General features: G+C 64.7%; 16 protein-coding genes. 15 read left to right on the forward strand and 1 reads right to left on the reverse strand.

All coding sequences use genetic code 11. The features are described from left to right. The first annotated feature begins 13 nt into the window (after nt 1–13). From H162_RS34995 to H162_RS31155, 9 genes are all read left to right on the forward strand, one after another. Nucleotides 14–3,430, forward strand: a complete 3,417-nt coding sequence (locus tag H162_RS34995; protein ID WP_211223715.1) for a class I SAM-dependent methyltransferase — start codon at nt 14–16, stop codon at nt 3,428–3,430. After that, a complete protein-coding gene (locus H162_RS0117365) occupies nt 3,391–7,188 on the forward strand; it encodes a glycosyltransferase (protein ID WP_156885668.1) in 3,798 nt (1,265 codons plus the stop codon). Before H162_RS34995 ends, H162_RS0117365 begins: the two co-directional genes overlap by 40 nt. After that, the gene (locus H162_RS0117370) at nt 7,181–8,791 is read left to right on the forward strand and encodes an aldolase catalytic domain-containing protein (RefSeq protein ID WP_020654762.1); all 1,611 of its coding nucleotides are present in this window, start codon (nt 7,181–7,183) and stop codon (nt 8,789–8,791) included. The genes H162_RS0117365 and H162_RS0117370 overlap by 8 nt, the downstream gene beginning before the upstream one ends. A 9-nt stretch (nt 8,792–8,800) precedes the next feature. Then, nucleotides 8,801–9,532: a 3-deoxy-manno-octulosonate cytidylyltransferase gene (locus H162_RS0117375; protein ID WP_026354775.1), complete on the forward strand. Its 732-nt coding sequence runs from the start codon at nt 8,801–8,803 to the stop codon at nt 9,530–9,532. Then, nucleotides 9,529–10,230: an HAD family hydrolase gene (locus H162_RS0117380; RefSeq protein WP_020654764.1), complete on the forward strand. Its 702-nt coding sequence runs from the start codon at nt 9,529–9,531 to the stop codon at nt 10,228–10,230. The genes H162_RS0117375 and H162_RS0117380 overlap by 4 nt, the downstream gene beginning before the upstream one ends. Nucleotides 10,231–10,262: 32 nt before the next feature. Further along, a complete protein-coding gene (locus H162_RS0117385; RefSeq protein WP_020654765.1) occupies nt 10,263–11,594 on the forward strand; it encodes an alginate O-acetyltransferase AlgX-related protein in 1,332 nt (443 codons plus the stop codon). After that, nucleotides 11,588–12,622: a glycosyltransferase gene (locus tag H162_RS0117390; protein WP_026354777.1), complete on the forward strand. Its 1,035-nt coding sequence runs from the start codon at nt 11,588–11,590 to the stop codon at nt 12,620–12,622. Before H162_RS0117385 ends, H162_RS0117390 begins: the two co-directional genes overlap by 7 nt. A 62-nt stretch (nt 12,623–12,684) precedes the next feature. Next, the gene (locus H162_RS0117395; RefSeq protein WP_229452122.1) at nt 12,685–14,706 is read left to right on the forward strand and encodes a capsule polysaccharide biogenesis protein; all 2,022 of its coding nucleotides are present in this window, start codon (nt 12,685–12,687) and stop codon (nt 14,704–14,706) included. A 103-nt stretch (nt 14,707–14,809) separates the two neighbouring features. Further along, complete coding sequence (locus tag H162_RS31155) at nt 14,810–16,186, forward strand: capsule polysaccharide biogenesis protein (RefSeq protein WP_020654768.1); 1,377 nt, start codon at nt 14,810–14,812, stop codon at nt 16,184–16,186. 205 nt (nt 16,187–16,391) lie between these two features. On the opposite strand, the gene H162_RS31160 is transcribed toward H162_RS31155, so the two are convergent. Then, nucleotides 16,392–16,934 (reverse strand): hypothetical protein, encoded by a 543-nt coding sequence (locus H162_RS31160; RefSeq protein WP_020654769.1) that lies wholly within the window; start codon nt 16,932–16,934, stop codon nt 16,392–16,394. Between the two features lie 404 nt (nt 16,935–17,338). Here H162_RS31160 and flhB point away from each other — a divergent pair, with 404 nt between their 5' ends. From flhB to H162_RS0117435, 6 genes are all read left to right on the forward strand, one after another. Then, nucleotides 17,339–18,517 (forward strand): flagellar biosynthesis protein FlhB, encoded by a 1,179-nt coding sequence (flhB, locus tag H162_RS0117410; protein ID WP_026354779.1) that lies wholly within the window; start codon nt 17,339–17,341, stop codon nt 18,515–18,517. Beyond that, nucleotides 18,514–20,625: a flagellar biosynthesis protein FlhA gene (gene flhA, locus H162_RS0117415; protein ID WP_020654771.1), complete on the forward strand. Its 2,112-nt coding sequence runs from the start codon at nt 18,514–18,516 to the stop codon at nt 20,623–20,625. Before flhB ends, flhA begins: the two co-directional genes overlap by 4 nt. A gap of 125 nt (nt 20,626–20,750) precedes the next feature. Further along, nucleotides 20,751–22,226 carry a flagellar biosynthesis GTPase FlhF gene (gene flhF, locus H162_RS0117420; protein ID WP_020654772.1) on the forward strand — a complete coding sequence of 492 codons (1,476 nt, stop codon included), beginning with the start codon at nt 20,751–20,753 and terminating at the stop codon, nt 22,224–22,226. Continuing rightward, nucleotides 22,219–23,040 (forward strand): MinD/ParA family ATP-binding protein, encoded by an 822-nt coding sequence (locus tag H162_RS31165; RefSeq protein ID WP_020654773.1) that lies wholly within the window; start codon nt 22,219–22,221, stop codon nt 23,038–23,040. The genes flhF and H162_RS31165 overlap by 8 nt, the downstream gene beginning before the upstream one ends. 156 nt (nt 23,041–23,196) lie before the next feature. Next, nucleotides 23,197–23,925 carry an RNA polymerase sigma factor FliA gene (locus H162_RS0117430; protein ID WP_026354780.1) on the forward strand — a complete coding sequence of 243 codons (729 nt, stop codon included), beginning with the start codon at nt 23,197–23,199 and terminating at the stop codon, nt 23,923–23,925. Beyond that, nucleotides 23,907–24,650 carry a flagellar motor protein gene (locus tag H162_RS0117435; RefSeq protein ID WP_020654775.1) on the forward strand — a complete coding sequence of 248 codons (744 nt, stop codon included), beginning with the start codon at nt 23,907–23,909 and terminating at the stop codon, nt 24,648–24,650. The genes H162_RS0117430 and H162_RS0117435 overlap by 19 nt, the downstream gene beginning before the upstream one ends. Nucleotides 24,651–24,653: the final 3 nt, after the last annotated feature.

Below are 24,653 nucleotides of genomic sequence, written 5' to 3' on the forward strand. Positions count from 1 at the left end.
TTAACGGTAACCCATGAATACAATCGACAAAAACAATCCGGGGGCTATCCCATTGACGACAGCCGAGCTTGTCGAACAAGGTACTGCCAGCCCTTTGCTGTGGCGTCCCAAGTATCTCGCGCAATCGTCCTGGCTGGAGCACATTCCGTTCGCATTCTGGCTGATGGCCACGCTCAAGCCCAAGGTCGTCGTCGAACTGGGCTCCTACTATGGCGCGTCGTACTTCGCGTTCTGCCAGGCGGTGGAGCGCCTGTCCCTGGACACCCAGTGCTTCGCCGTCGATACCTGGAAAGGCGACGAGCATGCCGGCTTCTACGAAGAACAGGTTTATACGAAGGTAAAGCAGTACAACGACACGCAGTATTCGGGATTCTCCAGGCTGGTGCGTACGACCTTCGACGATGCGCTGGAACATTTCCGCGACGGGAGCATCGACCTGCTGCATATCGACGGCTTCCACACCTACGAAGAAGTACGCCACGACTTCGAGAACTGGCTGCCCAAGCTCTCCGAGCGCGCGGTGGTGATCATGCACGACTCCAATGTCCGCGAACGCGACTTCGGTGTCTACCGCCTGTTCGAACAGCTTCAAAAAACCTATCCGACCTTCGAATTCCTGCATGGCCATGGCTTGGGAATCGTCGGCGTCGGCAGTCGGCAGTGCGACAGGCTGGCGCGCCTCTACCGTGCGAACGATGACGCGGCAGACAAGCCGGAAATCCAGGAATTGTTTTCGCGCATGGGGCGCGCATGCGCGGATGCGTTCACGGCGGTCGATCAGCTGGAGCGGGCAGACAAGTTCTTCGCGGAAGTGAAGAAATTGCGTGAGCGGACCGAGGAACTCAAAGGCCTCCTGGAAAAAAACAAGGGCGATCTCCAGTCCCGATCGAAGGCGCTGGCCCAGGCGGAAACCGGCCTGTCGGAGGCAAGCGAGCGGCATACGGCCGAGCGGGGACAGTTGCGTGAACGGGCATCGCTGTTCCAGAGCCTGTACAACGAGCAGAAGGAGGATCTCGGCCGCTTGCAGGCGGCAATGCGGGACCTCGCCGCCGAACGTGACCGCAGCGCTACGGAAGCCGTGCGCCTCGTCGAACTGAACCAGGCTAGCCAGCAACAGGTGCAGACCTTTGCGCAACTGGTCAAGGAGCGCGACGCGCGCATCCAGGAACTGAAGCAGCAGAACGCCCAGATTGCCGTGCTGCGGCAGCGCGAAGTCCAATTGCGCGACCAGTTGACGTCGGCGGAGGCCGATGTCGCGCAGCACAAGCAGCAGCTCGACACGGCCCAGGCGCGGCAACGCGCTCTCGCCAAGCAGGTCGAGACCCTGCAGGCGGATCTGCGCGAGCGCGATGCGAAGCTCGGCGAGATGGCGCACATGCTCGACGAGCGTCGCCGGCAGGAAAGCGTGCTGGCGGAGCAGCGCGACGCCTTGCAGGCCGACCTGCGTGATCGCGATGCGAAGCTGGGCGACATGGAACGCATGCTCGACGAGCGTCGCCGGCAGGAAACCGTGCTGGCGGAGCAGCGCGACGCCTTGCAGGCCGACCTGCGTGATCGCGATGCGAAGCTGGGCGACATGGAACGCATGCTCGACGAGCGTCGCCGGCAGGAAACCGTGCTGGCGGAGCAGCGCGACGCCTTGCAGGCCGACCTGCGTGATCGCGATGCGAAGCTGGGCGACATGGAACGCATGCTCGACGAGCGTCGCCGGCAGGAAACCGTGCTGGAGGAGCAGCGCGACGCCTTTCAGGCGGACCTGCGCGATCGCGATGCGAAGCTGGGCGACATGGAACGCATGCTCGACGAGCGTCGCCGGCAGGAAACCGTGCTGGAGGAGCAGCGCGACGCCCTGCAGGCGGGCCTGCGCGAACGCGATGCGAAGCTGGGCGAGATGGAGCGCATGCTCGACGAGCGTCGCCGGCAGGAAACCGTGCTGGAGGAGCAGCGCGACGCCCTGCAGGCGGGCCTGCGCGAACGCGATGCGAAGCTGGGCGAGATGGAGCGCATGCTCGACGAGCGTCGCCGGCAGGAAACCGTGCTGGAGGAGCAGCGCGACGCCCTGCAGGCGGGCCTGCGCGAACGCGATGCGAAGCTGGGCGAGATGGAGCGCATGCTCGACGAGCGTCGCCGGCAGGAAACCGTGCTGGAGGAGCAGCGCGACGCCCTGCAGGCGGGCCTGCGCGAACGCGATGCGAAGCTGGGCGAGATGGAGCGCATGCTCGACGAGCGTCGCCGGCAGGAAACCGTGCTGGAGGAGCAACGCGACGCCGTGCAGGCGGACCTGCGCGATCGCGATGCGAAACTGGGCGAGATGGAACGCATGCTCGACGAGCGTCGCCGGCAGGAGACCGTGCTGGCGGATCAGCGCGATGCTTTGCAGGCGGCCCTGCGCGACCGCGACTCGCAGCTGACCGGTCTGGATACCGCACTCGGCGAGAAAGCCGAACAGCTCGGCATGCTGGAGCGTCACCGGAGCGAACTCGAAGGCACGGTCGCGAGCCTGGGCGACACCGTGAGCGCCAGGGACAAACAGCTTGCGGAGCTGGCGCAGACGCTGGACGAGCGGCAGGAAACGGCCGACCGGCAGGTCGCTTTGCTGAACAAGAAGCTGGCCACAGCCGACGAGGAGCTGCGAACCTTGCGACGCGTCGCCGCGGGCGACAAGGAGCGGCGCGCCACGATCGCCTTGCAGGAAGGCGAGATCAAGAAGCTGGGCGGCGAGAAGCGCGAGCTCCAGGACGAGATCGAGCGCTCGAAGCGTGCGATCGACGAGCGCTTCTTCGAGCTGGCCGAGCTGACCAGGATGCTGGAGTCCGCGACGACCGCGATGGACTCGCGGGAGCAGGAGATCGAAGGGCTCAAGCGACAGCTCATCGAGACCGAGCAGGAATCGCAGCGCAAGGGCGAGGCGGTGCGCCGCGAGCTCGAGCAGCGAATCGCGGCCGAGCGCTCCAGGAACGAGGCGCAGGTGGCGACGCTGGACGCCTCCTACGCTTCGCTGGCGCGCAGGGAAGCGGCGCTCCAGCACGTGGTGCGCCACACGATGCAGGCGCAGGTTCAGGAAGCGCAGCGTGACGAGGACAAGCCGTTCAGGATCGCTGCATTCCTCCCCCTGAATCCGAAGGCGAAGACGGCCATGAAGGCCGAAAGAAAGCTGTCGCGGCTCACCGGACTGGTGCGCTGCTCGGGGCTGTTCGATCCTGACTGGTATCTCGACAGATACCCGGATGTCAGGGACAGCAAATTCGATCCACTCGTCCATTACCTGAAGTTCGGCTCGGCGGAAGGACGCGATCCCGGACCGCTCTTCGATGCGCGCGCTTACTTGAGCGAGTATCCGGACGTGTCGGAGTCAAAAATGAATCCGCTGCTTCACTACTTGAAGCATGGATGCAAGGAAGGCCGAAACATTCGCTGCGTGGACGATTGAACTGTATGGAAGACCTACAACAACACATTGAACTGATTGGTGGCTCGGGACTGTTCGATCGTCCCTGGTACCTGGCCCAGTATCCGGACGTCGTCCGCCTCGGCATGGATCCGGTGGCCCACTACCTACGGATCGGCGCGAAGCTGCTCAGGAATCCGGGCCCGAAATTCGATACCGCCTTTTATTTGCGGTCGTATCCGGACGTCGCGCAGGCGCAGATCAATCCTCTCGTCCATTTCATTGCATTCGGGCAGAAGGAACAACGCCTGGCGCAAGCGCCCGGCAAGGCCGGCGTGACCGACATCGCCCTGCTCAAGGAGGCCTTGGTGCCGACTGGTGCGGTGGCGGCCAAGCCCGCCGCGCCGGTGGCGGTCAAGCCTGCCGCAACGGTGGCGGCCAAGCCGGCTGCGCCGGTGGCGGTCAGGAAGCAGCCTGCGAAAGCCCGCCCGGCGGGCGCCGGTGCGTCGCTGCGCGTGGGCGTGTACCTGCCGGCAGCCGCGATCAGGAACGACATGGCCGACGTGCGTGCCGCGCTGGCGCGCCTGGCTTCGAAGTATGCGTTGTACGTCAGCGCCGGCGCCGACAACCTGGATGAGCTCAAGCGGACGATCGGACGCCACTTTTCTCCTGTCGAGCTGGTTCTGTTGCCGGAAGCCGGCAGCGGAGATCAGGCGCCGATCCGGGCCTTGCGCCAGATGCGCGCGGACGGCATCCAGCTGGTGTGCTTCCTTGCGTCTTCGCAGGGCCTGGGAGATGCCGGCTGGCTGACCCCCAAGCTGCGCCAGTTGTGGTTCAAGCGCAGCCTCTCGCAATTGCTGGGAAATGCAGGCGGCACCCGCCGCATCCTGGAGGCATTCGAGACCAATGCGAACCTGGGCCTGGTGGGCCCGGCCGTCTTCTACAAGCCGGCGAGCCTGCCGCGATCGCTGCGCGAGTCCGCGCTCGTCCGCGCGCTCTCCGGAAGTGCGCATGCCTCGCCATGCGATGCGGAGTGGAGTTCGTTCGCCGGCGGCATGTTCTGGGCGCGCCTCGACATGTTCGCGGTCTTGCCGGACGCCCTCCAGCAGGAACAGGCGGACGCCGCCGATGGCGCGGGCGAGCAGGCCGGAAGCGGATTCGACGCGATCGTCGGCCTGCTGCCGCGCCTGGCCCGGATGCAGACCGCCGTCGTGCATGCGGCCACCCTCGGTGACGAGACGGTGTTCCTTGAAATCATCGATTCGGCCGGCAATCCGTACCGCAAGAGCCTCGAGCGCACCCTGGTGCAGGAACAGCGGATGGCCGCCGATCTGGCCCTGCTTGCCGACAGTCCCCTGTTCGATCGCGCCTTCTATCTGGCGCAGATGAAGGCGGACCACTGGAGCGAGGGAGATCCGGCGCTTCACTACCTGCGGTTCGGCGAAGACTTCGGCTACGAGCCCTCGGCGGAATTCGACGGCAAGCGCTATCTCCGGTATTACCCCGACGTGGCGACGTCGACGCTCAACCCGCTGGTGCATTACCTGCGTTTCGGCCGCGACGCGCAGCGCGACACCTTCGCTGCCGCGGCGCACCCGCAAAAGGATCGCGGGGTACGGGTCTTCATTTCGTGCTGGCTCAAGAACAAGGAATCGCTGCACGACGGGCTGGCGGAACTCGCGGAGCGCCTGCGCCAGCAGGGCGTGAATCCGATCTTCGTGACGAATGCGCGACCCCTGATCCAGAATCCCCAGCTGAGTGTCCTTGCGTCGAGCTTCCTGTTGAGCGATTGCGACGTGACCGGACCGGAGCTGCCGGCATGCTTCCCGTCGTGGCTTGCCGAAATCGCCGCGATCGAGTTGCGCTGGCTGGAAACCGCCGGCGCACCGGATGAGAAGCGCCATCCGGCTGCCCTGGCGCGCACCGTACGCAAGGCCTACGCATACTGGAAGTCGGTGCTGGAGCAGTCGCGGCCCGAATTCATGCTGGTCTGGGGAAGCACCGCGCCGCTGAGCAAACTTCACCTGCGCCTCTGCCAGGAGCTCTCGATCCCGACGCTGGTCCTGGAGCGTGGACATTTTGCGCGCTGCTTCTCGGTCGACCTGCTGGGACAGTTCGCCTACGGCGGCGTCAACCTCAAGCCGCACGCGTCCCAACTGGCGCCGGGCGAGCAGACGGCCGTCCGTGCCGCTGCCTGCATCGATTGGGTACGCAATTGCAACGAAGTGGCTTACGCGAAGAGCAACCAGTACCAGGACATCGAGACGGTCCTCGACGGCTATCGGAACGCTGGCCGCAGGATCGTCCTCTTCATCGGCGTCAATGACCTGGGTTCGGGCAGCGCCTACGCCTACGGCGATATCGCGGAGCGGCACGCACTGCTGTACAACTCGTCACTCGAGGCATTCCGCGCCACCCGGAAGGCGATCGAAGCGATCGACCCGACGGCGGTCCTGATCATCAAGCCGCATCCGTCCGACAGGCACGACTACCAGCGCGAGCAGTCCGACAGCGTCATCCTGGCGAAAGACTGGGATATCAACAAGCTGATCGGCCTGGTGGATGCCTGCGTGGCGATGTCCACGACGGCGCTGGCGCGCGCACTGGTCGAGTCCACGCCGATCGTTTCGCTCGGCCTGTCTGACCTGAGCATGAAAGGCCTGACCTACGAATGCCATTCGCCGACCGATCTGCCCGTGATGCTGCGCTCCGCACTCATCCGCGAGAACTTCGGGGCGATGAATGACAAGGCGGCGGTCTATCTTGAATACCTGTTCGACGAGCAACTGGTCGGCATCGACGCGGACGTTCCGACGAACTTCCGGATCGCCGACTTCAGTGCTTTCCTGGTGAAGCGCATCGCCGCCTATGCGCCGCTGGAACACAGGCATTACAGCGATATCGGCAGCGCCTTGCGCGCAAGCGATAACCCGCGCAAGAGCGTCTATTACCAGGAAGCGTACCAGCGCCCGTCGCGGGAGGCGCTCCTGCCTTACCACCATCCGGTCGACGTGGTGATCCCGGTATATGGCGATGCGACGGTCACCAAAGAATGTATCGACAGCGTACTGGCGTCGAAGCAGAGCATCCCATTCAGGTTGATCATCGTCAGCGACAAGAGCCCGTTCCCGGATGTCGTCGAAGTGGTCGATTCGTATGCGGACCGGCCGGATGTCGTCGTTCTGCACAATGAGATCAACCTCGGTTATCCGGGAACCGCGAACCGCGGGATGGCGTTCTCCGACGACGCGGACGTCATCGTCCTGAACAGCGACACCCTGGTGGCGAAAGGGTGGGTCGAAAGACTGCAGGCGCATGCATTCAGCGGGATCGATGTCGCGACCGTCACGCCGATGTCGAACAACGCGTCGATCTTCAGTTGCAGGAATCATCCGCAAGGCGCCGAGCTGCCCGGCGGCCTTGCCGAAGTGAAACGCATCAACGAGCTGTTCGGCCAGCGCCGGCCGGACACCGTCGAGGTGCCGGTCGGCCATGGCTTCTGCATGTACATCAAGCGCGCATGCATCCGGTCGGTGGGGTATTTCGACGAACTCACCTTCGGCCGCGGCTACAGCGAGGAGGTCGATTTTTGCCTGCGCGCGCGGCAGGCCGGCTTTACGAATGTCTGCGGGACCGACGTCTATGTCGGGCACGTTGGCGGTGTCAGCTTCGCCGATACGGCAAATACGCGAAAGATCGCGGCGCGGCGAATTATCCAGGAGCGATACCCTACGTATTTCTCCGAAATTAGCAAATTTTTGGCAACGGATCCATTGAAGGAGTATAGGAATTATGAGTGATATCAAACTGATCGACTGCACCCTCCGCGATGGCGGCTACTACAACAACTGGGATTTCTCCCAGGACCTGATCAGGGATTACCTGCGCGCCATGGCTGCGGCGGCAGTCGATTATGTCGAGCTCGGCTTCCGTTCGTTCGAGACCTCGAATGGCTTCCGTGGCGCCTGTGCGTACACGACCGACAGCTTCATCCGCAGCCTGGACATCCCGGCCGGAATGAAGATCGGCGTCATGATGAATGCGGCGGAGTTGGTCAATCATCCTGCCGGTCCCGTCGACGCTGCCAAGCTGCTGTTCGTTCCTGCCGCCGAATCGCCGGTGACGCTGGTGCGCTTCGCTTGTCACTTCCATGAAATCGAGAAGACCCTGCCTGTTTGCGCATGGCTCAAGAGCGTTGGCTACACCGTGGGCATCAACCTGATGCAGATCGCCGACCGCACCGAGGCCGAGATCGAGCAGCTGGCATTGTTGGCAAACGACTATCCGCTCGACGCCCTGTATTTCGCCGACAGCCTGGGCAGCATGGATCCCGCACAGACCGCCTACATCGTGCGCACGCTGCGCCGTCACTGGAAAGGCGCGCTCGGTATCCATACCCATGACAACATGGGCAAGGCGATCGCGAACACCCTGCGTGCGATCGAGGAAGGCGTGACCTGGGTCGACAGTACCGTCACCGGCATGGGCCGTGGCCCGGGCAATGCCCAGACGGAATACGTCGTGATCGAACTCGAGAAGCTGCGCGGCACCAAGGTGAACATGAGCCCGCTGCTGGCGCTGATCCGCGAGCATTTCGGCCCGATGAAGGCGCACTACGGCTGGGGTGCCAATCCTTATTACTACATCGCCGGACAGTACGGCCTGCACCCGACCTATATCCAGGAGATGCAAAGCGACCCGCGTTATGGTGAAGCGGAAATCCTGTCCGTCATCGAATACCTGCGCACGGTCGGTGGCAAGAAGTTCAGCGCGAAGGTGATGGACGCCGGCCGCCAGCTCTACGGCGGGGAACTCGACGGCACCTGGGCGCCGGCGGAGGACATCCAGTCGCGTGACGTGCTCATCATCGGCGCGGGCCCCGGCGTCGCGGCCCATCGCGCTGCGCTGGAACGCGTCGCACGCGAGAAGAACCTGTTCGTCATCGCTCTCAATACGCAGACCGGCATCGATGCCGACCTGATCGATGTACGCGCGGCCTGCCACCCGTTCCGCCTGCTGGCGGACCGTGAGGTGTACCGCACGCTGCCGCAACCGGTGGTGGTCCCGGCATCGCGCCTGACCGACCTGCTGGGCGATGCACCGTTCGCGCCGAACCAGCGCGACTTCGGCATGTCGGTCAAGCCAGGCGTGTTCGAATTCCATGAGCGCTTCGCCGTCGTGCCCTCGTCGCTGGTGGTGGCCTATGCACTCGCCCTGGCCACGAGCGGGAAGGCAAGCCGCATCCTGCTGGCCGGCTTCGACGGTTATGCCGCCGACGATCCGCGCATGGCGGAAGTGGAAGAGCTGCTGGCTGCTTACCAGAAGAGCTCGGGTGCATTGCCACTGCTGTCGGTGACGCCAACCCGCTTCAAGATTTCGTCCACCTCTGTCTACGCCCTTTAAGTCACTATCATGAAGTTTGTCGTTGTCATTCCAGCCCGGTACGAGTCCTCGCGTCTCCCGGGCAAGCCGCTGGTCAGCCTGTGCGGCGTACCGATGATCGTGCGTACCTATCGCCAGTGCATCAAGGCCGTCGACGCGGACCTCGTCTACGTCGCGACCGACGACGAGCGGATCCGCGCGGTGTGCGAGGCGGAAGGCATCAAGGTCGTGATGACGTCGTCGTCGTGCCAGACGGGGACCGATCGTGTCGCCGAGGTGGCCCGGCAGGTCGAGGCCGACGTGTATATCAACGTTCAGGGCGACGAACCGGTGTTCAACCCGGACGACCTGCGCCTGCTGGTCGACACCGTGCATGCGCATCCTGACGAGGTCATCAATGGTTTCTGCGCCATCCGGGACGAGGAGCAGTTCCGCAGCACGAGCATCCCGAAGGTTGTGATGCGGCCGGACGGACGTCTTCTGTACATGTCGCGCGGATCGGTCCCGTGCAACAAGAAGAACGGCTTCGAAGCGGGCTGGCGGCAGGTGTGCGCCTATGCCTTCCCGCGCGACGCGCTGCTGGCGTTCGCCGAACTGGGCGCCAAGACGCCGCTCGAGGCGATCGAGGACATCGAGATCCTGCGCTTCCTGGAACTGGGAAGGGAAGTGCGGATGATTCCGATGAGCGAATGCTCGGTCGCGGTGGATCACCCGGAAGACGTGATCCGGGCGGAAGCGGCGATACGCGCGGAGACCGCATGATGGGGCAGCCTGCAGGCATTGTCCGCTATACGACCTTCGTCTTCGACTGCGACGGCGTCCTGCTCGATTCGAATCGCATCAAGACTGAGGGTTTCCGGGCGGTCGCGGGACGGTTCGGGGCGGAAGCGGCCGAGGCGCTGGTCCAGTATCACGTGCAGCATGGCGGCATTTCGCGTTACCGCAAGTTCGAGCACTTGCTGGCCAATATCCTCCATCTTCCGGCTGGTGCGGAGGAGGTGCAGGCGCTGGCGGACGCCTACGGCGAGTATGTCGAGGAGAATCTGCTGACCTGCGCGGTGGCGCCCGGCTTGCCAGAGTTGCGCAAGGCGACGGCTGGCAGCCGCTGGATGGTGGTGTCCGGCGGCGACCAGGCGCAGTTGCGGCGCGTACTGACCAATCGTGGACTTGCCGAGTTGTTCGATGCGGGCATCTACGGCAGTCCGACCACCAAAGATGACATCCTCCAGCGTGAACTCGACGCGGGCAACCTGGAGCGGCCGGCGCTGTTCCTGGGTGACAGCCGTTACGATCACCAGGCTGCCCATGGTGCGGGACTGGATTTCGTGTTTCTGCACCAGTGGACCGAATTCGCCGACTGGACCAGCTATTGCTCGCATCGGGGCTTGCCCCATCTGACCTGTATCGCCGCCGTCGCCGATTGGCTGTCGGCTGCGGCCGTGCCCGGTCCGCAGATGTAAGTGTCGTATTTTTTATTCGTGAAACGACTCGGATGAGTTATCAATTTGAACTAGAACCACTCAAGTGCAGCGACTTCGAGCGCCTGATCACGAAGTGGAACCTCGACCTCCCGAAAGGCACCGAATCCCTGGACAAGCCAGGAATGGTCAGGATTCGGGGCTGGGTGCTGACGAAGGAAGCAGCCCAGGTCGTCCTGTTGCTGAAGAGCCCGGGTTCGACCGTGCGCGAGCCGCTGAACCGGGCACGTCCTGATGTCATCCGGACCGTCATCGGCGGCAACCCCGAAGAGTGTCCGCAACTCGTCTGCGGATTCGATCTGCAGATCCGCATGGACACCAGCCCGGTCCAGCTCGGATTCGAGGTCGATGGCGTGGCGCACTGGATTCGCACAATCAAGCTGAAGAAAGTGCTCAAGGTCCTGCAAGGCGAAAAGGGTTATCTGTTCCTTGCGAACGACTCGAATCGCAGCGTCGACCAGTTCGAGGGAAATTTTCCTATCACCGAGCGCAACCTCGAACGTTGGGATCAGTATTTTGCCAGCATGGTGCGCACGAAGGAGGACAGGTTCTTTCGCTGGACCTTGATGGTCGCCCCTGGAAAGGAATACCTCTTTCCGGAGTATTACCCGTTCCAGCGCGCCGAATCGACGCCAGTGGACCAGTTCCGGCAGCGCTTCGCCCGCTTCGAGCACGAAATCCTGTGTGCATGGGACGAGTTCGAAGCCCATCGCGAACTCAGCTACCCGAAAAGCGATACGCACTGGACGGATTACGGTGCGTCGATCGCCGCGCGCCAGGTCTGCCAGGCGCTCGGCCTCGACACGCAGCTCGACGATAGTGTGCGCTACCGCCTGGAGATGCGGACCGGCGACTTGGGCAGCAAGCTGAACCCCCCGGTACGCTATCCGATGTACGTGGCCGGTTTCGGGCAAACCCCGGCACGGCTGGTGTTCGACAACGGGATCACCAATCATGGAAAGATCCTCGCGTACGAAAATACCGAGGCACCGGTCGACGCACGCGCCGTGCTCTTCGGCGACTCGTTCTCGGTCAACATGGTGCGTTGGCTGAGCCTGGTGTTCAGGCGCATCGTCCTGGTGCATTCCGCGGCCTCGGTCGATCCGGAAGTGCTGGAGGTCGAGAACCCGGATTACGTCATCGCACAGACCAATGCCCGCTTCGTCGTGAGTCCGGCGGTGTTCGACCTCGACAGTCGCAACGTCGTGCGGGAAAAGATCGGCGGATTCTCCGCACAGGAACGGGCTGCGCTCGAGGAACACATTTCCCGTCAGCCAGACGTGGCCTACAAGGGCTGGATACTCGATGCGCTGTATTCTGCAGAGAAGGGTGAACTGATGTGCTGAACCTGGGAAGTCGGCGGATTCGCCAGCTCAAGGGATGGTTGCGCGGCCGGACCAAGGGTGTACCGGATCTGCAGGCAGCCGAGTACCTGTTGCTGACGAACGGCAGCAATGCATCGGTCAGCTATTTCATCGAGCCATGGCTTGCGGCGCAGGGCAAGGCGGCGGTGCTGATCGATACCCGGTCCCAGGCTCCGGCCGATATCCCCTATCCGGCTTGCCGCGTCGTGGTCATCGTGCGCTATCTTCCGCCGGAATGGACCGGGCCGCTCGCACGCTTCCGCCATGCCGGCGGCCGGATCGTCTACTTCATGGACGACGACCTGATGGACCGGGAGGTGATCGCCGCCCTGCCGTCGGATTACGCGCGCAGGATTGATGCGCACGCCACCCGGCAACGGGGATTCATCGAAGCGCACTGCGACGAGTTCCTGGTCTCGTCCCCCTACCTGGCGGACAAGTACCGTGCCTGGCATCCGCAGGTGCTTCCTGCACTTCCAGGCAATAGCCAGAAAAGCCTGCAGGACAGCGTGTCGATCTGCTACCACGGCACGGCTTCCCACCAGGCGGAACTCGCCTGGTTGGTCGATATCATCGACCGGGTGCTGGCGAAGGCGCACAATGCCCGCTTTGAAGTGTTCGGCAACCATGCGGCCAACCGCCAGTATCGCGATCTGCCGCGGGTGTCGGTGCTTCATCCGATGAGCTGGCAGAACTACCAGGCGTACACGGCGGCAGTGCAGCATGATATTGCGCTCGCGCCCTTGTTGCCCGGTCCATTCAACGCCGCGCGGGGACCCACCAAGTTCTTCGATTTTTCCCGGATGGGTGCGGTCGGCGTGTATACCGACGTCGCTCCTTATCGCGGGTTCGTTCGCCCCGGGGAGGATGGCGTGCTCCTGCCGAATGATGCGCAGCTCTGGGTCGATACGATCGTCGAGCTGGTTGCGGACGTGGCGCGCCGCAAACGGCTGGCGCGGGCCGCGCAGGACAGGGTGCAGGCATTGACAGTGGCAAGGGTAGCATTGTGATCGGAATTTTTTCTGCGGGTATTTGGAACATTCCCAACCTGACGTGTTTTCTCGGGGAGCCCTTGCGGCGGGAGCATGCGCTGTCCTGGCGCGGCATCGCTGACCTGAAGGCGGTAGCTGGCTGGGGGCGGCGTTCCACCGCCGAGCGGGCGCGAGTGTTCGCGCGGCGCCACGGCTTGCCATTCCTCGCCCTCGAAGATGGCTTCCTGCGCTCGGTCGGCCTTGGCGTCGCCGGCGCCGCCCCGCTGTCGCTGGTCGTCGACGACCTCGGCATCTACTACGACGCCACCCAGCCATCCCGCCTGGAAGCGATGATCGCCAGCCTGGCGCCCGACGCCGGCCTGCAGGAGAGGGCGCGGAGTGCGCTCGACCTGATCCGCCGCCACCGCCTGTCGAAATACAACCACGCGCCCGAGAAGCGCTTGCCGGCGATGGCGGCCCCCCATGTGGCGCGCGTGCTGGTGATCGACCAGACAATGGGCGACGTATCGGTCCGCCTCGGCGGCGCCGACCATGCCAGCTTCGCCGCCATGCTCGATGCCGCCCTGGCCGAGAACCCGCAGGCCGAGATCTGGGTCAAGACCCATCCCGACGTTCTGAGCGGCAAGAAACAGGGCTACCTGCCGGCCGCCGACCTGACGCGCCATCCCGACTTGCGCCTGCACCTGCTGGCCGACGACGTTTCGCCGATCGGCCTGCTGGAGCAGGTCGACAAGGTCTACGTCGTCACGTCCCAGATGGGCTTCGAGGCCCTGATGCTGCACAAGCCCGTGGTCTGCTTCGGCCAGCCCTGGTACGCCGGCTGGGGCCTGACGGACGACCGCCATGCCGGCATGCCGCAACTGCGCGCGCGCCGCAATGTCTCCCGTACGCTGGAACAGCTGTTCGAAGCCGCCTACCTGCACTACGCCCGCTATGTGAACCCGGATACGGGGGCGCCCGGCGACATCTTCGACGTCATCGACTGGCTGGCGCGGAACAAGAACGCCAACGACCTCACGCGCGGCACCCTGTACTGCGTCGGCATGAGCATGTGGAAGCGCGCCATCGTGCGCCCCTTCCTGGAGGGACCATCGACCCGCCTGCGCTTCATCCGTTCGGTCGACGCGCTGGAGCGCCAGACGCTGGTGCCGGATGCACGCATCGTGATGTGGGGCGTGCAGCAGGAGGCGCGCCTGACCGCGCTGGCCGCCGCGCGCCAGGTGCCGCTGTGGCGCATGGAAGACGGCTTCCTGCGTTCGGTCGGTCTCGGCTCGGACCTGTTCCGCCCGGTCTCGCTGGTGCTCGACACGTCCGGCATGTACTACGATCCCGCCTCCGGCAGCGCGCTCGAGCGCATGCTGGCCACGCAGGAACTCGATGCCGGCGAGCTGGCGCGCGCCGCCCGGTTCCGCCAGGCCTACGTAACCATGCGCATGAGTAAGTACAACCTGACGCCGACACCGCTGAAGATCGACGCGCGAGGCCGCCGCGTGCTGCTGGTGCCGGGCCAGGTCGAGGACGACGCCTCGATCATGCGCGGCTCGCCCGCCGTGCGCAGCAACCTCGAGCTGCTGCGCACGGTGCGCGCGGCCAATCCGGATGCCTGCATCCTGTACAAGGCGCACCCGGACGTGGTCGCCGGCAACCGCCGCGGCGCCGTGCCGCCGGACGAGCTGGCGCGGCTGGCCGACCAGTGCGTAAACGAGGCGAACATCATCGACTGCATCCTGGCCGCCGACGAAGTGCACACGATGACCTCGCTGTCGGGTTTCGAAGCCTTGCTTCACGGCCGCATCGTCCACTGCTACGGCGGTCCGTTCTACGCCGGCTGGGGCCTGACGATTGACCATTTCGCGCTTCCCCAGCGGCAGCGTAAGGTCAGCCTCGATGCGCTGGTCCACGCCGTCATGCTCGCCTATCCGCGCTACGTCCTGCCGGGCGTGCCGGGCTTCACCTCGGCCGAGCAGGTCATGCACCGCCTGGCCGAACAGTCGGCCCGGGCCGGCGCCGGACTCGAGACCGGCTGGCTGAGCAGAAAAGCACGTAAAGGCAGGGCGCTTGTCGAACTGTTGCGCAGCGAGTGGCTTGCACACAACAAATAGACTCGCAGAAACAATTTGTTACGCGGATTGTTACGAAGGTTGAATTTTTGCGCGGAAATTTTTCCTATAATCATTGCGCCGCAACAAATTTCCCCTTCTTCTCATGAATGCACGCTTAGACGCCAGGCAACTGGCCCGCTACCAGCAGGGCGACTTTTCCGTGCCTGGCTACTACAACCTGCTCCAGTGCCGCCGCGTCCTGATGTTGCAAGGGCCGATGGGAACTTTCTTCAACCGGGTTGCGGCATGGCTGGAAGAGCAGCATGTATCCGTGAAGAAAATAAATTTCAACGGCGGCGACTGGCTGTTTCACCGCAATCTCGATGCGGTGGACTACCGTGGTGCACTGCAAGATTTTCCGGAATTCCTGCGCGCCTTCCTGGTGGAGCACGACATCGACGGCGTGCTGTGCTTCGGCGACTGCCGCCACTATCACAAGGCGGCCAAGGCGGTGGTGGAAGAGCTGGGCATGCGCTTCTTCGTGTTTGAGGAAGGGTATGTGCGTCCGGACTACGTGACGCTCGAGTGCGGCGGCGTCAACGTGAACTCGCGCGTACCGCGCAGCCCGGCGTTCTACCTGTCGCTGCCGGACGTGGACGTGCCCAAGCCCCAGGCTGCGCATCCGAACTTCCGCCGCGCCGCGTGGTCGTCGATGTTCTATTACGCCGCCGGCCGCCTGCTGCGGGCGCACTATCCGCTGTACCGCCACCACAAGAAGTTCTCGATCCGCTACGAGGCGCGCGCCTGGTGCCGTTCGTGGGTGCGCAAGCACCTGAACCGCTGGCGCGACAAGCCGGTGTTCGAACAGCTGATGCGCGAACAGGACGGCAAGTATTTCGCCGTCGCGCTGCAGGTCTACAACGACAGCCAGGTGACCACGCACAGCCCCTATGCCGACGTGCGCGACTTCATCCGTGAAGTGGTGGCCTCGTTCGCGGCGCATGCCGACGCCAGCCATCACCTCGTGTTCAAGCACCATCCCATGGACCGCGGGCAGCGCGACTACCGCCGCCTGATCGAGGGCCTGTGCGCCGAACATGGCGTCAGCGGCCGCGTGCACTACGTGCACGACGTCCACCTGCCGACCTTGCTGCGCCATTCGCGCGGGGTGGTCACGATCAACAGCACCGTCGGACTGTCGACCCTGTACCACTACAAGCCGCTCAAGCTGATGGGCCGGGCGCTGTACGACATGGATGGGCTGACCTTCCAGGGCGAGCTGGCGCAGTTCTGGACCTCGGTGACGCGCTTCGACCGTAGCCTGTGGCGCCGCTTCCGCGCCTACCTGATCACCCAGACCCAGCTGAACGGCGCTTTCTACGGCCGCGATTTCCAGGACCTGCTGGGCCACGACGCGCCGGTGTGCAAGCACACGCTGTCGGCGCCGCTGCAGCTGAAGGTGATGCCGCCCGACACGGCCGGCGCCGCCAACGACGCCGACGACATCGACCTGGTCCGCGTCCTGCGCCACGGCACCTGAGCCGCCTGGAGGGACATCTTCAGCATCAGCAGCACGATGTTCCCTTTCGCCTTGCGTACCGACAGAACGCGTGGGCGGCTTTGCCGCCCACGCGTTCAACCAGCGCGGGCATGATCGATCAGGCGTCGCGTATCACCGCGTGGACGGCAGAGCCGTCCACCCTACCGGATTAACAATGTTCTGCCTGGATTCGGTCAGATACACCCTAGAGGGACATCCTGAACATCAGCAGCACGATGTTCCCCTTCGCCTTGCGTACCGACAGGCGCGGCACGTAGGTGGCGATCAGCTGGGTGTTGCGCCCCCCGATCGAGGCCATCGGGAGGAGCGCCGGGAAGGGCCGGCCTTCGAACCAGTCGTGGCGGCGGATCAGTAGTCCGGTCACCCCCACGCCCAGCTCGGCCTTGTCGCGCATCATCGGGAAGATCCACTGGTAGGCGTAGCCCGCCATCCACTGGGGACGCTCGTTCGAATCCTTGATGCCGAGCACGTAGAACGATTCGTCGTTGCCGCGCTCGGTGCGCCGCGTGCGCCCGAAGCCGCCGCCCCAGGTGTTTTCGTTCATCTTGCGCAGCTGGTTCCTGGAATAGGTATCGCGGTCGTGGTAGGCGTAACCCGATAGATAGACATCCCAGGTGACTTCCTTGCGCTGTTCCACCTCCGCCGTGAGCACGGCGGCGAAAGGATTTTCGGCCGCTGAGGGCTCGTCCGCGTAGGCGAGGCCGGGTTGCGCCAGCAGGGCGCCCAAGCTTGCCGCGATACCGCCGATTGTGCCGATTGTTACGTGGAAATTCTTCCTCATAGAGCCCTCGGACTGAATTGCATCGACCAATGCGGCGGCAGCGCCGCCATGGCAAGTCATCCCTTGTCAGCGAAAGTGTCCCTTTGGAATCAACAACATTGGGGCTTTTTGAGCTCTGCTGGACGATTTCATTGTAGAGCAGGCGCTGAAATGTCGTTGCACGTTTGGCTAGATTTTTTAGTAATGGTTTTTCGTATTTCAAACGCATAAATTTACATTCCTAACGTCATGATTTTCGGGACGGCGAAATAAGAGGGCCGTTTCTCCACTTGTTTGAGATATAGCCGTACGGCAATTGCCGCGATAATGTCGGCACACGTCATCGGGGACGTGATCAACAGGAGTGGTGCATGGCGGAAGACAGCGACGCGGAACGGACGGAACCAGCGTCACCCAGGCGCTTGGAGAAGGCGCGCGAAGACGGCGACGTTCCCCGATCGCGTGAAATCGCCACCTTCACCGTCCTGATGACGGCCGGCGCCTGCTTGTGGGCATTCGGCGGCATGCTGGTCGGCCGTCTCGGCGCCACCCTGCAGTCCGGCCTGACGCTCGACCGTGAGCAGGTCTACAACCCGAACGTCCTGCTCGAACGCATCTTCAACGACGTCGTCAACGTGATGCTGGCCTGCCTGCCGATCGCCGGCGCCATCATGCTGGTCGCGCTCGCCTCGCCGCTCCTGATCGGCGGCTGGCTGTTCTCGACCAAGGCCTTCACCCCGAATTTCATGAAGCTGAACCCGATGAAGGGGATCGGCAACATGTTCTCGACCAATTCCCTGATCGAACTGCTGAAGGCGATCGCCAAGACCCTGGTGGTCGGCGCCGTGGCCTGGGTCGTCATCATGGGCCAGAAGGAAGCGATGCTGGGGCTGGCGGTCGAGCCGCTCAACGCCGGCAGCGCCCACGCGGGCGCGATGATCGCCAAGGCTTTCCTGGTGATCGTCGGCGCGCTCGGCGTGATCGCGCTGATCGATGGCCCGTACCAGCTCTGGCACTACCACGACAAGATGAAGATGACGCGCCAGGAAGTCATCCAGGAATCGAAGGAATCGGACGGCAATCCGCAGATCAAGGGCAAGATCCGCCAGATGCAGCGCGAGATGGCGCGCGGCCGCATGATGCAGAACGTGCCGACCGCCGACGTGATCGTCACCAACCCGACCCACTATGCGGTGGCGCTGAAGTACGCCGACGGCCAGCGCGGCGCGCCGCGCGTGGTCGCCAAGGGTATCGACGAGATCGCGGCCAAGATCCGCGAACTGGGCGCCGAGCACAAGGTCGCGCTGCTGGAAGCGCCGGCCCTGGCCCGTGCGCTGTACAAGCACACCGACATCGACGAGGAAATCCCGGAAAAGCTGTACTCGGCCGTGGCCGAAGTGCTGGCCTATGTCTACCAGCTGCGCGCCTACAAGAAGGGCGAGGGCGAGTATCCGGATCGTCCGAACAAACTGGCGGTTCCGCCCGAGATGGACCCGCTGAACCCGGCTTCGCAACAGAAGCCGGACACCAATAACGGAGTGCTGCAATGAACAGTCTGAAACTGCCCGCCTGGATGAGCGGCCTCGGCGCCCGCGGCGGCAGCGCGCTCGCCGCGCCGCTGCTGATCATCCTGCTGCTGGCGATGATGATCCTGCCACTGCCGGCCTTCCTGCTCGACGTGTTCTTCACCTTCAACATCGCGCTGTCGGTGATCGTGCTGCTGACCGCGCTGTACACGGTCAAGCCGCTCGACTTCATGGCCTTCCCGACGATCCTGCTGGTGTCGACCATGCTGCGCCTGGCGCTCAATGTCGCCTCGACGCGTATCGTGCTGACCGAGGGCCACACCGGCGGCGCGGCGGCCGGCAAGGTCATCGAAGCTTTCGGCCACTTCCTGATCGGCGGCAATTACACGGTCGGTATCGTCGTGTTCATCATCCTGACCATCATTAACTTCAGCGTCGTGACCAAGGGTGCTGGCCGTATCGCCGAGGTCGGCGCGCGCTTCGCCCTGGACGCGATGCCGGGCAAGCAGATGGCGATCGACGCCGACCTGAACGCTGGCCTGATCGGCGAGGCGGACGCGCGCAAGCGGCGCGCGGAAGTCGGACAGGAAGCCGAGTTCTACGGTGCGATGGACGGTGCGTCCAAGTACGTGAAGGGCGACGCGGTCGCCGGCATCCTGATTACCCTGATTAACGTGATCGGCGGCCTGATCGTCGGCGTGGTGCAGCACGACCTGGCCATCGGCGAAGCGACCAAGCTGTACACCCTGCTGGCGATCGGTGACGGCCTGGTGGCGCAGCTGCCTTCCCTGATCATCTCGATCGCGGCCGGTATGGTCGTGTCGCGCGTGGCAAACGACCAGGACATCAGCTCGCAGCTGACCAAGCAGCTGTTCGCGCGCCCGGAAGTGCTGTACATCACGGGCGGCATCATCACCGGCCTGGGCCTGATCCCCGGCATGCCGAACCTGGTCTTCCTGCTGCTGGGCGGGGCCCTGCTGGGCGGCGGCTACCTGCTGTCCAAGCGCGCCAAGGTACAGCCGGCCCAGGAAGCGGCCGCGGCGGCGGCGGATGCGGCGGCGGCGGCCACCCAGGCCCCGGCCGAGTCCGAAGAAGCGACCTGGCAGGACGTGATGCCGGTCGACACCCTGGGCCTGGAAGTTGGCTATCGCCTGATCCCGCTGGTCGACAAGACCCAGGGCGGGGAGCTGCTCAAGCGCATCAAGGGCATCCGCAAGAAGTTCGCGCAGGAAGTCGGCTTCCTGGCGCCGCCGGTGCACATCCGCGACAACCTGGAGCTGAAGCCCTCCGGCTACCGCATCACGCTCAAGGGCGTCGAGGTCGGCGCCGGCGAGGCGCTCAACGGCCAGTTCCTGGCGATCAACCCGGGCATGGCCAGCGGCCACCTGCCGGGCCTGGTGACCACCGATCCGGCGTTCGGCCTGCCGGCCGTCTGGATCGAAGCCGGCCTGCGCGACGAGGCGCAGAGCATGGGCTACACCGTGGTCGACGCCGGCACCGTGGTGGCGACCCACCTGAACCACCTGATCACCCTGCACGCGTCGGAACTGCTGGGCCGCATGGAAGTGCAGGCGCTGCTCGACCACCTGGGCAAGGAAACGCCGAAGCTGGTCGAAGAGCTGGTGCCGAAGACCGTGTCGCTGTCGACCCTGCAAAAGGTGCTGCAGAACCTGCTGATCGAGGGCGTGCACATCCGCGACATGCGCACCATCGTCGAATCGCTGTCCGAATACGCGGTGCAGACCCAGGATCCGGCCGACCTGACCGCGATGGTGCGGGTGGCGCTGGGCCGCGCGATCGTGCAGCAGCTGTTCCCGGGCTCGAACGAACTGTCGGTGATGACCCTGGACAACCGCCTCGAACGCCTGCTGATGCAGGCGATGGGGGCGGGCGGCGACGGCACCGGCATCGAGCCGGGGCTGGCCGATACCATCGCTCAGCAGGCGGCCAATGCTGCCCAGCAGCAGGAACAGATGGGCTTGACCCCGGTGCTGCTGGTGCCGGCGCCGCTGCGGGTGCTGCTGTCGCGCTTCCTGCGCCGGGCGGTGCCGCAGCTGAAGGTGCTGTCGCATGCGGAGATTCCGGAGACCAAGACGATTCGGGTGACCAGCCTGGTCGGGGCGCCGATGTAAGGGAAATAGCCCCATTTCCCCATCCTGTTCCCCAGATCGTTTCCTCAGAGCATCGTCAATAATGCTTGCTATGGAAGGGCCACTGCGCCCTCGGCAAGCTAAAAGATGAAGTGCGGAGAATAACGATGAAGGTGAAGAAATTTACAGCGGCGACTTCCCGGGATGCCTTGCGCAAGGTGCGCGAAGCCCTCGGTCCGGACGCCGTCATCCTCTCCAACCGCCCGGTCGACGGCGTGGTCGAAATCCTCGCGCTCGACAACGACGACGTGGCCTCGCTGGCCTCGCCTTCCGAAGAATCCGGCATGGCCCAGCCGCAGCCGCACCTGCAGCACTTCCACGCCGATCCGGAACCGATCGCGCCAGGCTTCACCCAGCGCCGCTTCGACGAGCCGGCCCCGGCCTTCACCCAGCGCCGCATGGAAGAACCCGCTCCGGTCTTCGCCCAGCGCCGCATGGAAGAAGACACCCCGGTCTTCTCCCAGCGCCGCATCGAAGAGGAAGCCCCGGCCTTCGCAGCCGCCGCGCCGACCTATGCCAACCGCCGCGCCCCGGCCCCGGAGCCGAGCTTCGACATGGCCGCCATGACCTCGATGATGAGCGCCGCCATCGCCCAGGCCAAGGAATCGGCCGCCGCCGAGATGAGCGGCATGATGAGCGAGATCCGCGCCATGCGCGGCATGATGGAAAGCCAGCTGGCCGAACTGTCGTGGAACGCCACCCAGCAGCGCGAGCCGCAGAAGACCGCCGTGCTGCGCGAGATGCTGGCCGCCGGTTTCTCGGCCACCCTGGCGCGCTACCTGATCGACAAGATGCCGGCCACCAGGGATGCCGCCGACGCGCTGCGCTGGGTCAAGACCGTGCTGGCGCGTAACCTGACCACGATCGCCAACGAAGACGACCTGCTGTCCCGCGGCGGCGTGTTCGCCCTGGTCGGCCCGACCGGCGTCGGCAAGACCACCACCACCGCCAAGCTGGCCGCGCGCTGCGTGATGCGCCACGGCCCGGACAAGCTGGCCCTGATCACCACCGACGCCTACCGTATCGGCGGCCACGAACAGCTGCGCATCTACGGCAAGATCCTGGGCGTGATGGTGCACTCGGTGAAGGACGAAGCCGACCTGCGCATCGCCCTGAAGGAACTGCGCAACAAGCACACCGTGCTGATCGACACCATCGGCATGTCGCAGCGCGACCAGATGGTCACCGAGCAGGTGGCGATGCTGTCGGAGTCGGGCACGGACGTGAAGCGCCTGCTGTGCCTGAACGCCACCTCGACCAACGAAACCCTGAACGAAGTGGTGCGCGCCTACCAGGGCAGCGGCCTGGCCGGCTGCATCATGACCAAGCTCGACGAAGCCGCCTCGATCGGCAACGTGCTCGACGTGGTGATCCGCCAGAAGCTGAACCTGCACTACATCTCGACCGGCCAGCGGGTACCCGAAGACCTGCACCTGGCCGACCGCGCGATGCTGGTCGACCGCGCCTTCCGCACCCGCCGCGACGCGGCAAGCCAGATCAGCGACGACGACCTGCCGCTGATGATGTCGGGTACCGCCAACCTCAACAACGACCGCGGCCTGCGCGAGGTGTCCCTTGGCTAGTTTCGATTTCGACCAGGCAGAAGGCCTGCGCCGCATGCTGCAGGGCCCGCGCCCGCGCATCGTGACCTTCCTTTCCGCCACGCCCGAGGACGACAAGGGCGCCATGCTGGTCAACCTGGGCGCCTCGCTGGCCCAGGCCGGCCATGAAGTCCTGATCGTCGACGCCTGCGAGGTCGACTACGGCGTGGCGCGCCGACTCGGCCTGAACCGCGGCGCCTCGCTGCTGCAGGTGGCGCGCCAGGAATGCGCGCTGAACCAGGTGGTGCACCCGGTGCCGCAGGGCTTCTCGGTGGTGCCGATGGGACTGCCTTCCAGCGCCGACGACACCCGGCGCCTGGCCAAGACCTTCGGCGTGCTGGCCCAGCAGGCCGGCATCGTGATGGTCGACGGCGAACTCAAGCCGGACGGCAGTTTCCCGGTGCCGCTGATGGCCACGTCCGAGATCGTGGTGCAGGTCTCGACCAGCCCGACCTCGATCACCAACGCCTATGCGCTGATCAAGCGCCTGTCCCAGCAGCTCGGGCGCCGCCCGTTCGGAATCCTGGTCACGGGCGCGACGGAGGCGGAAGCGAAGGTGGTATACGATAATATGTCAGCCGCGGCAACACGTTACCTGGCTGTCAAGCTCAGTTCGATGGGCTCGGTGCCGGCCGACGAGTACCTGCACCGGGCCGCGCGCCTGGGCCGGGCCGTGGTGGATGCCTTCCCGCTGGCTGGCGCCTCGGTGGCATTCAGGCAGCTGGCCGGCAGGTTCGTGCATGCGATGCCGCAATTCGGCAGGCAGGGCGGCAGTGCACATTTTGGATCGTCGTAATTGGCGCCGATAACGATCACCGCGTGGGCGGGAAACCCGCCCACCCTACTATTTATTCGTAGGGTGGGCGGGTTTCCCGCCCACGCGGTGATAGTTAAAGGCAAGGTCATCGAGCACGACATCGGAAAATAAACAGCAAGGTAGATAGAACGCAGCATGTACACGGTCAAAGGGAAAGCGGACAAGAACCATTTACTGACGGAGCATATGCCGTTGGTAAAGCGTCTTGCCCACCACATGAAGGCCAAGCTGCCGCCTTCGGTGGAAGTGGATGACCTGGTACAGGCCGGCATGATCGGCCTGCTCGACGCCATCAACCGCTACGAAGACAACCACGGCGCCCAGTTCGAGACCTATGCGGTGCTGCGCATCCGCGGCGCCATGCTCGACGAGCTGCGCAACAACGACTGGATGCCGCGCAGCACGCGCCAGAACATGCGCAAGGTCGAGGCCGCGATGAACGAGCTGCAGCAGCGCCTGGGCCGTCCGCCGAGCGAATCCGAAGTCGCCAAGTCGCTCAAGCTGTCGCTGGCCGACTACCAGGACATGCTGGCCGACGGCGGCGGCCACCAGCTGGTCTACTACGAGGACTTCCACGACGACGACGGCAACGACAGTTTCCTCGACCGCTATGCGGTGGACGATGCCGATCCGCTGCGCAGCCTGCTCGACACCGACTTCCGCCAGGCCGTGATCGACGCCATCGACAACTTGCCGCCGCGCGAGAAGTTGCTGATGGGCCTGTACTACGAGGAAGAACTCAACCTGAAGGAAATCGGCGCCGTCATGGGCGTCAGCGAATCGCGGGTGTCGCAGCTGCACACCCAGGCAGTGGCGCGCCTGCGCGCGACGCTGCGGGAGCAATTGTGGACTGGGCCAGCGTAGCCGGGCTGGTGCTGGCGATCGCCGGCATCTTCGTCGGCCACACGCTCGATGGCGGCAGGTTCGCCTCGCTCGTCCAGCCGGCCGCCTTCGCCATCGTGGTGGTCGGCACCGGCGGCGCGGTGCTGCTGCAAAGCGAGCGGCGCGCCTTCCTGCGCGGCCTGCGCATGCTGCGCTGGGTGTTCGTGCCGCCCAGGGGCGAGCGCGAAAAGCTCTCGCGCGAGATCGCCCTGTGGAGCCTGTCGGCGCGCCGCGACGGCCTGCTGTCGCTGGAGCAGTACATGGGCACGCGCGACCAGTTCATCCAGAAGGGCCTGCGCCTGGTGATCGACGGCATCCAGCCCGACAAGCTGCGCAACCTGCTCGAGCACGAGATCAACGGCTACGAATTCGCCCAGCGCCAGGCGGCGCGCATCTGGGAATCGGCGGCCGGCTATGCGCCGACGATCGGCATCCTGGGCGCCGTGCTGGGCCTGATCCACGTGATGGAAAACCTGTCCGATCCGTCGCGGCTCGGCTCCGGCATCGCGGTGGCCTTCGTCTCCACCGTCTACGGCGTGGGACTGGCCAACCTGTTCTTCTACCCGGTCGGCATCAAGCTGAAGGCCATCGTGGCGGACAAGGTGTCGCAGTACGAGATCCTCACCGAAGTCTTCCACGACATCGCCAGCGGCGACCATAGCCGCGTGGTCGACGAGCGCGTGGCCAGCCTGCTGGCGCGCCACTGAGCC

The organism is Massilia niastensis DSM 21313, assembly GCF_000382345.1.
Taxonomy (GTDB): Bacteria; Pseudomonadota; Gammaproteobacteria; order Burkholderiales; family Burkholderiaceae_D; genus Telluria; species Telluria niastensis.

Excerpts from the sequence above, each read along its gene's own strand:
- flhB (WP_026354779.1), top strand. The coding sequence starts at position 17,339 with ATGGCGGAAGACAGCGACGCGGAACGGACGGAACCAGCGTCACCCAGG.
- H162_RS0117365 (WP_156885668.1), top strand. The coding sequence starts at position 3,391 with ATGCAAGGAAGGCCGAAACATTCGCTGCGTGGACGATTGAACTGTATG.
- H162_RS0117375 (WP_026354775.1), top strand. The coding sequence starts at position 8,801 with ATGAAGTTTGTCGTTGTCATTCCAGCCCGGTACGAGTCCTCGCGTCTC.
- H162_RS34995 (WP_211223715.1), top strand. The coding sequence starts at position 14 with ATGAATACAATCGACAAAAACAATCCGGGGGCTATCCCATTGACGACA.
- H162_RS0117380 (WP_020654764.1), top strand. The coding sequence starts at position 9,529 with ATGATGGGGCAGCCTGCAGGCATTGTCCGCTATACGACCTTCGTCTTC.
- flhA (WP_020654771.1), top strand. The coding sequence starts at position 18,514 with ATGAACAGTCTGAAACTGCCCGCCTGGATGAGCGGCCTCGGCGCCCGC.
- H162_RS0117430 (WP_026354780.1), top strand. The coding sequence starts at position 23,197 with ATGTACACGGTCAAAGGGAAAGCGGACAAGAACCATTTACTGACGGAG.
- H162_RS0117385 (WP_020654765.1), top strand. The coding sequence starts at position 10,263 with ATGAGTTATCAATTTGAACTAGAACCACTCAAGTGCAGCGACTTCGAG.
- H162_RS0117370 (WP_020654762.1), top strand. The coding sequence starts at position 7,181 with ATGAGTGATATCAAACTGATCGACTGCACCCTCCGCGATGGCGGCTAC.
- H162_RS31155 (WP_020654768.1), top strand. The coding sequence starts at position 14,810 with ATGAATGCACGCTTAGACGCCAGGCAACTGGCCCGCTACCAGCAGGGC.
- flhF (WP_020654772.1), top strand. The coding sequence starts at position 20,751 with ATGAAGGTGAAGAAATTTACAGCGGCGACTTCCCGGGATGCCTTGCGC.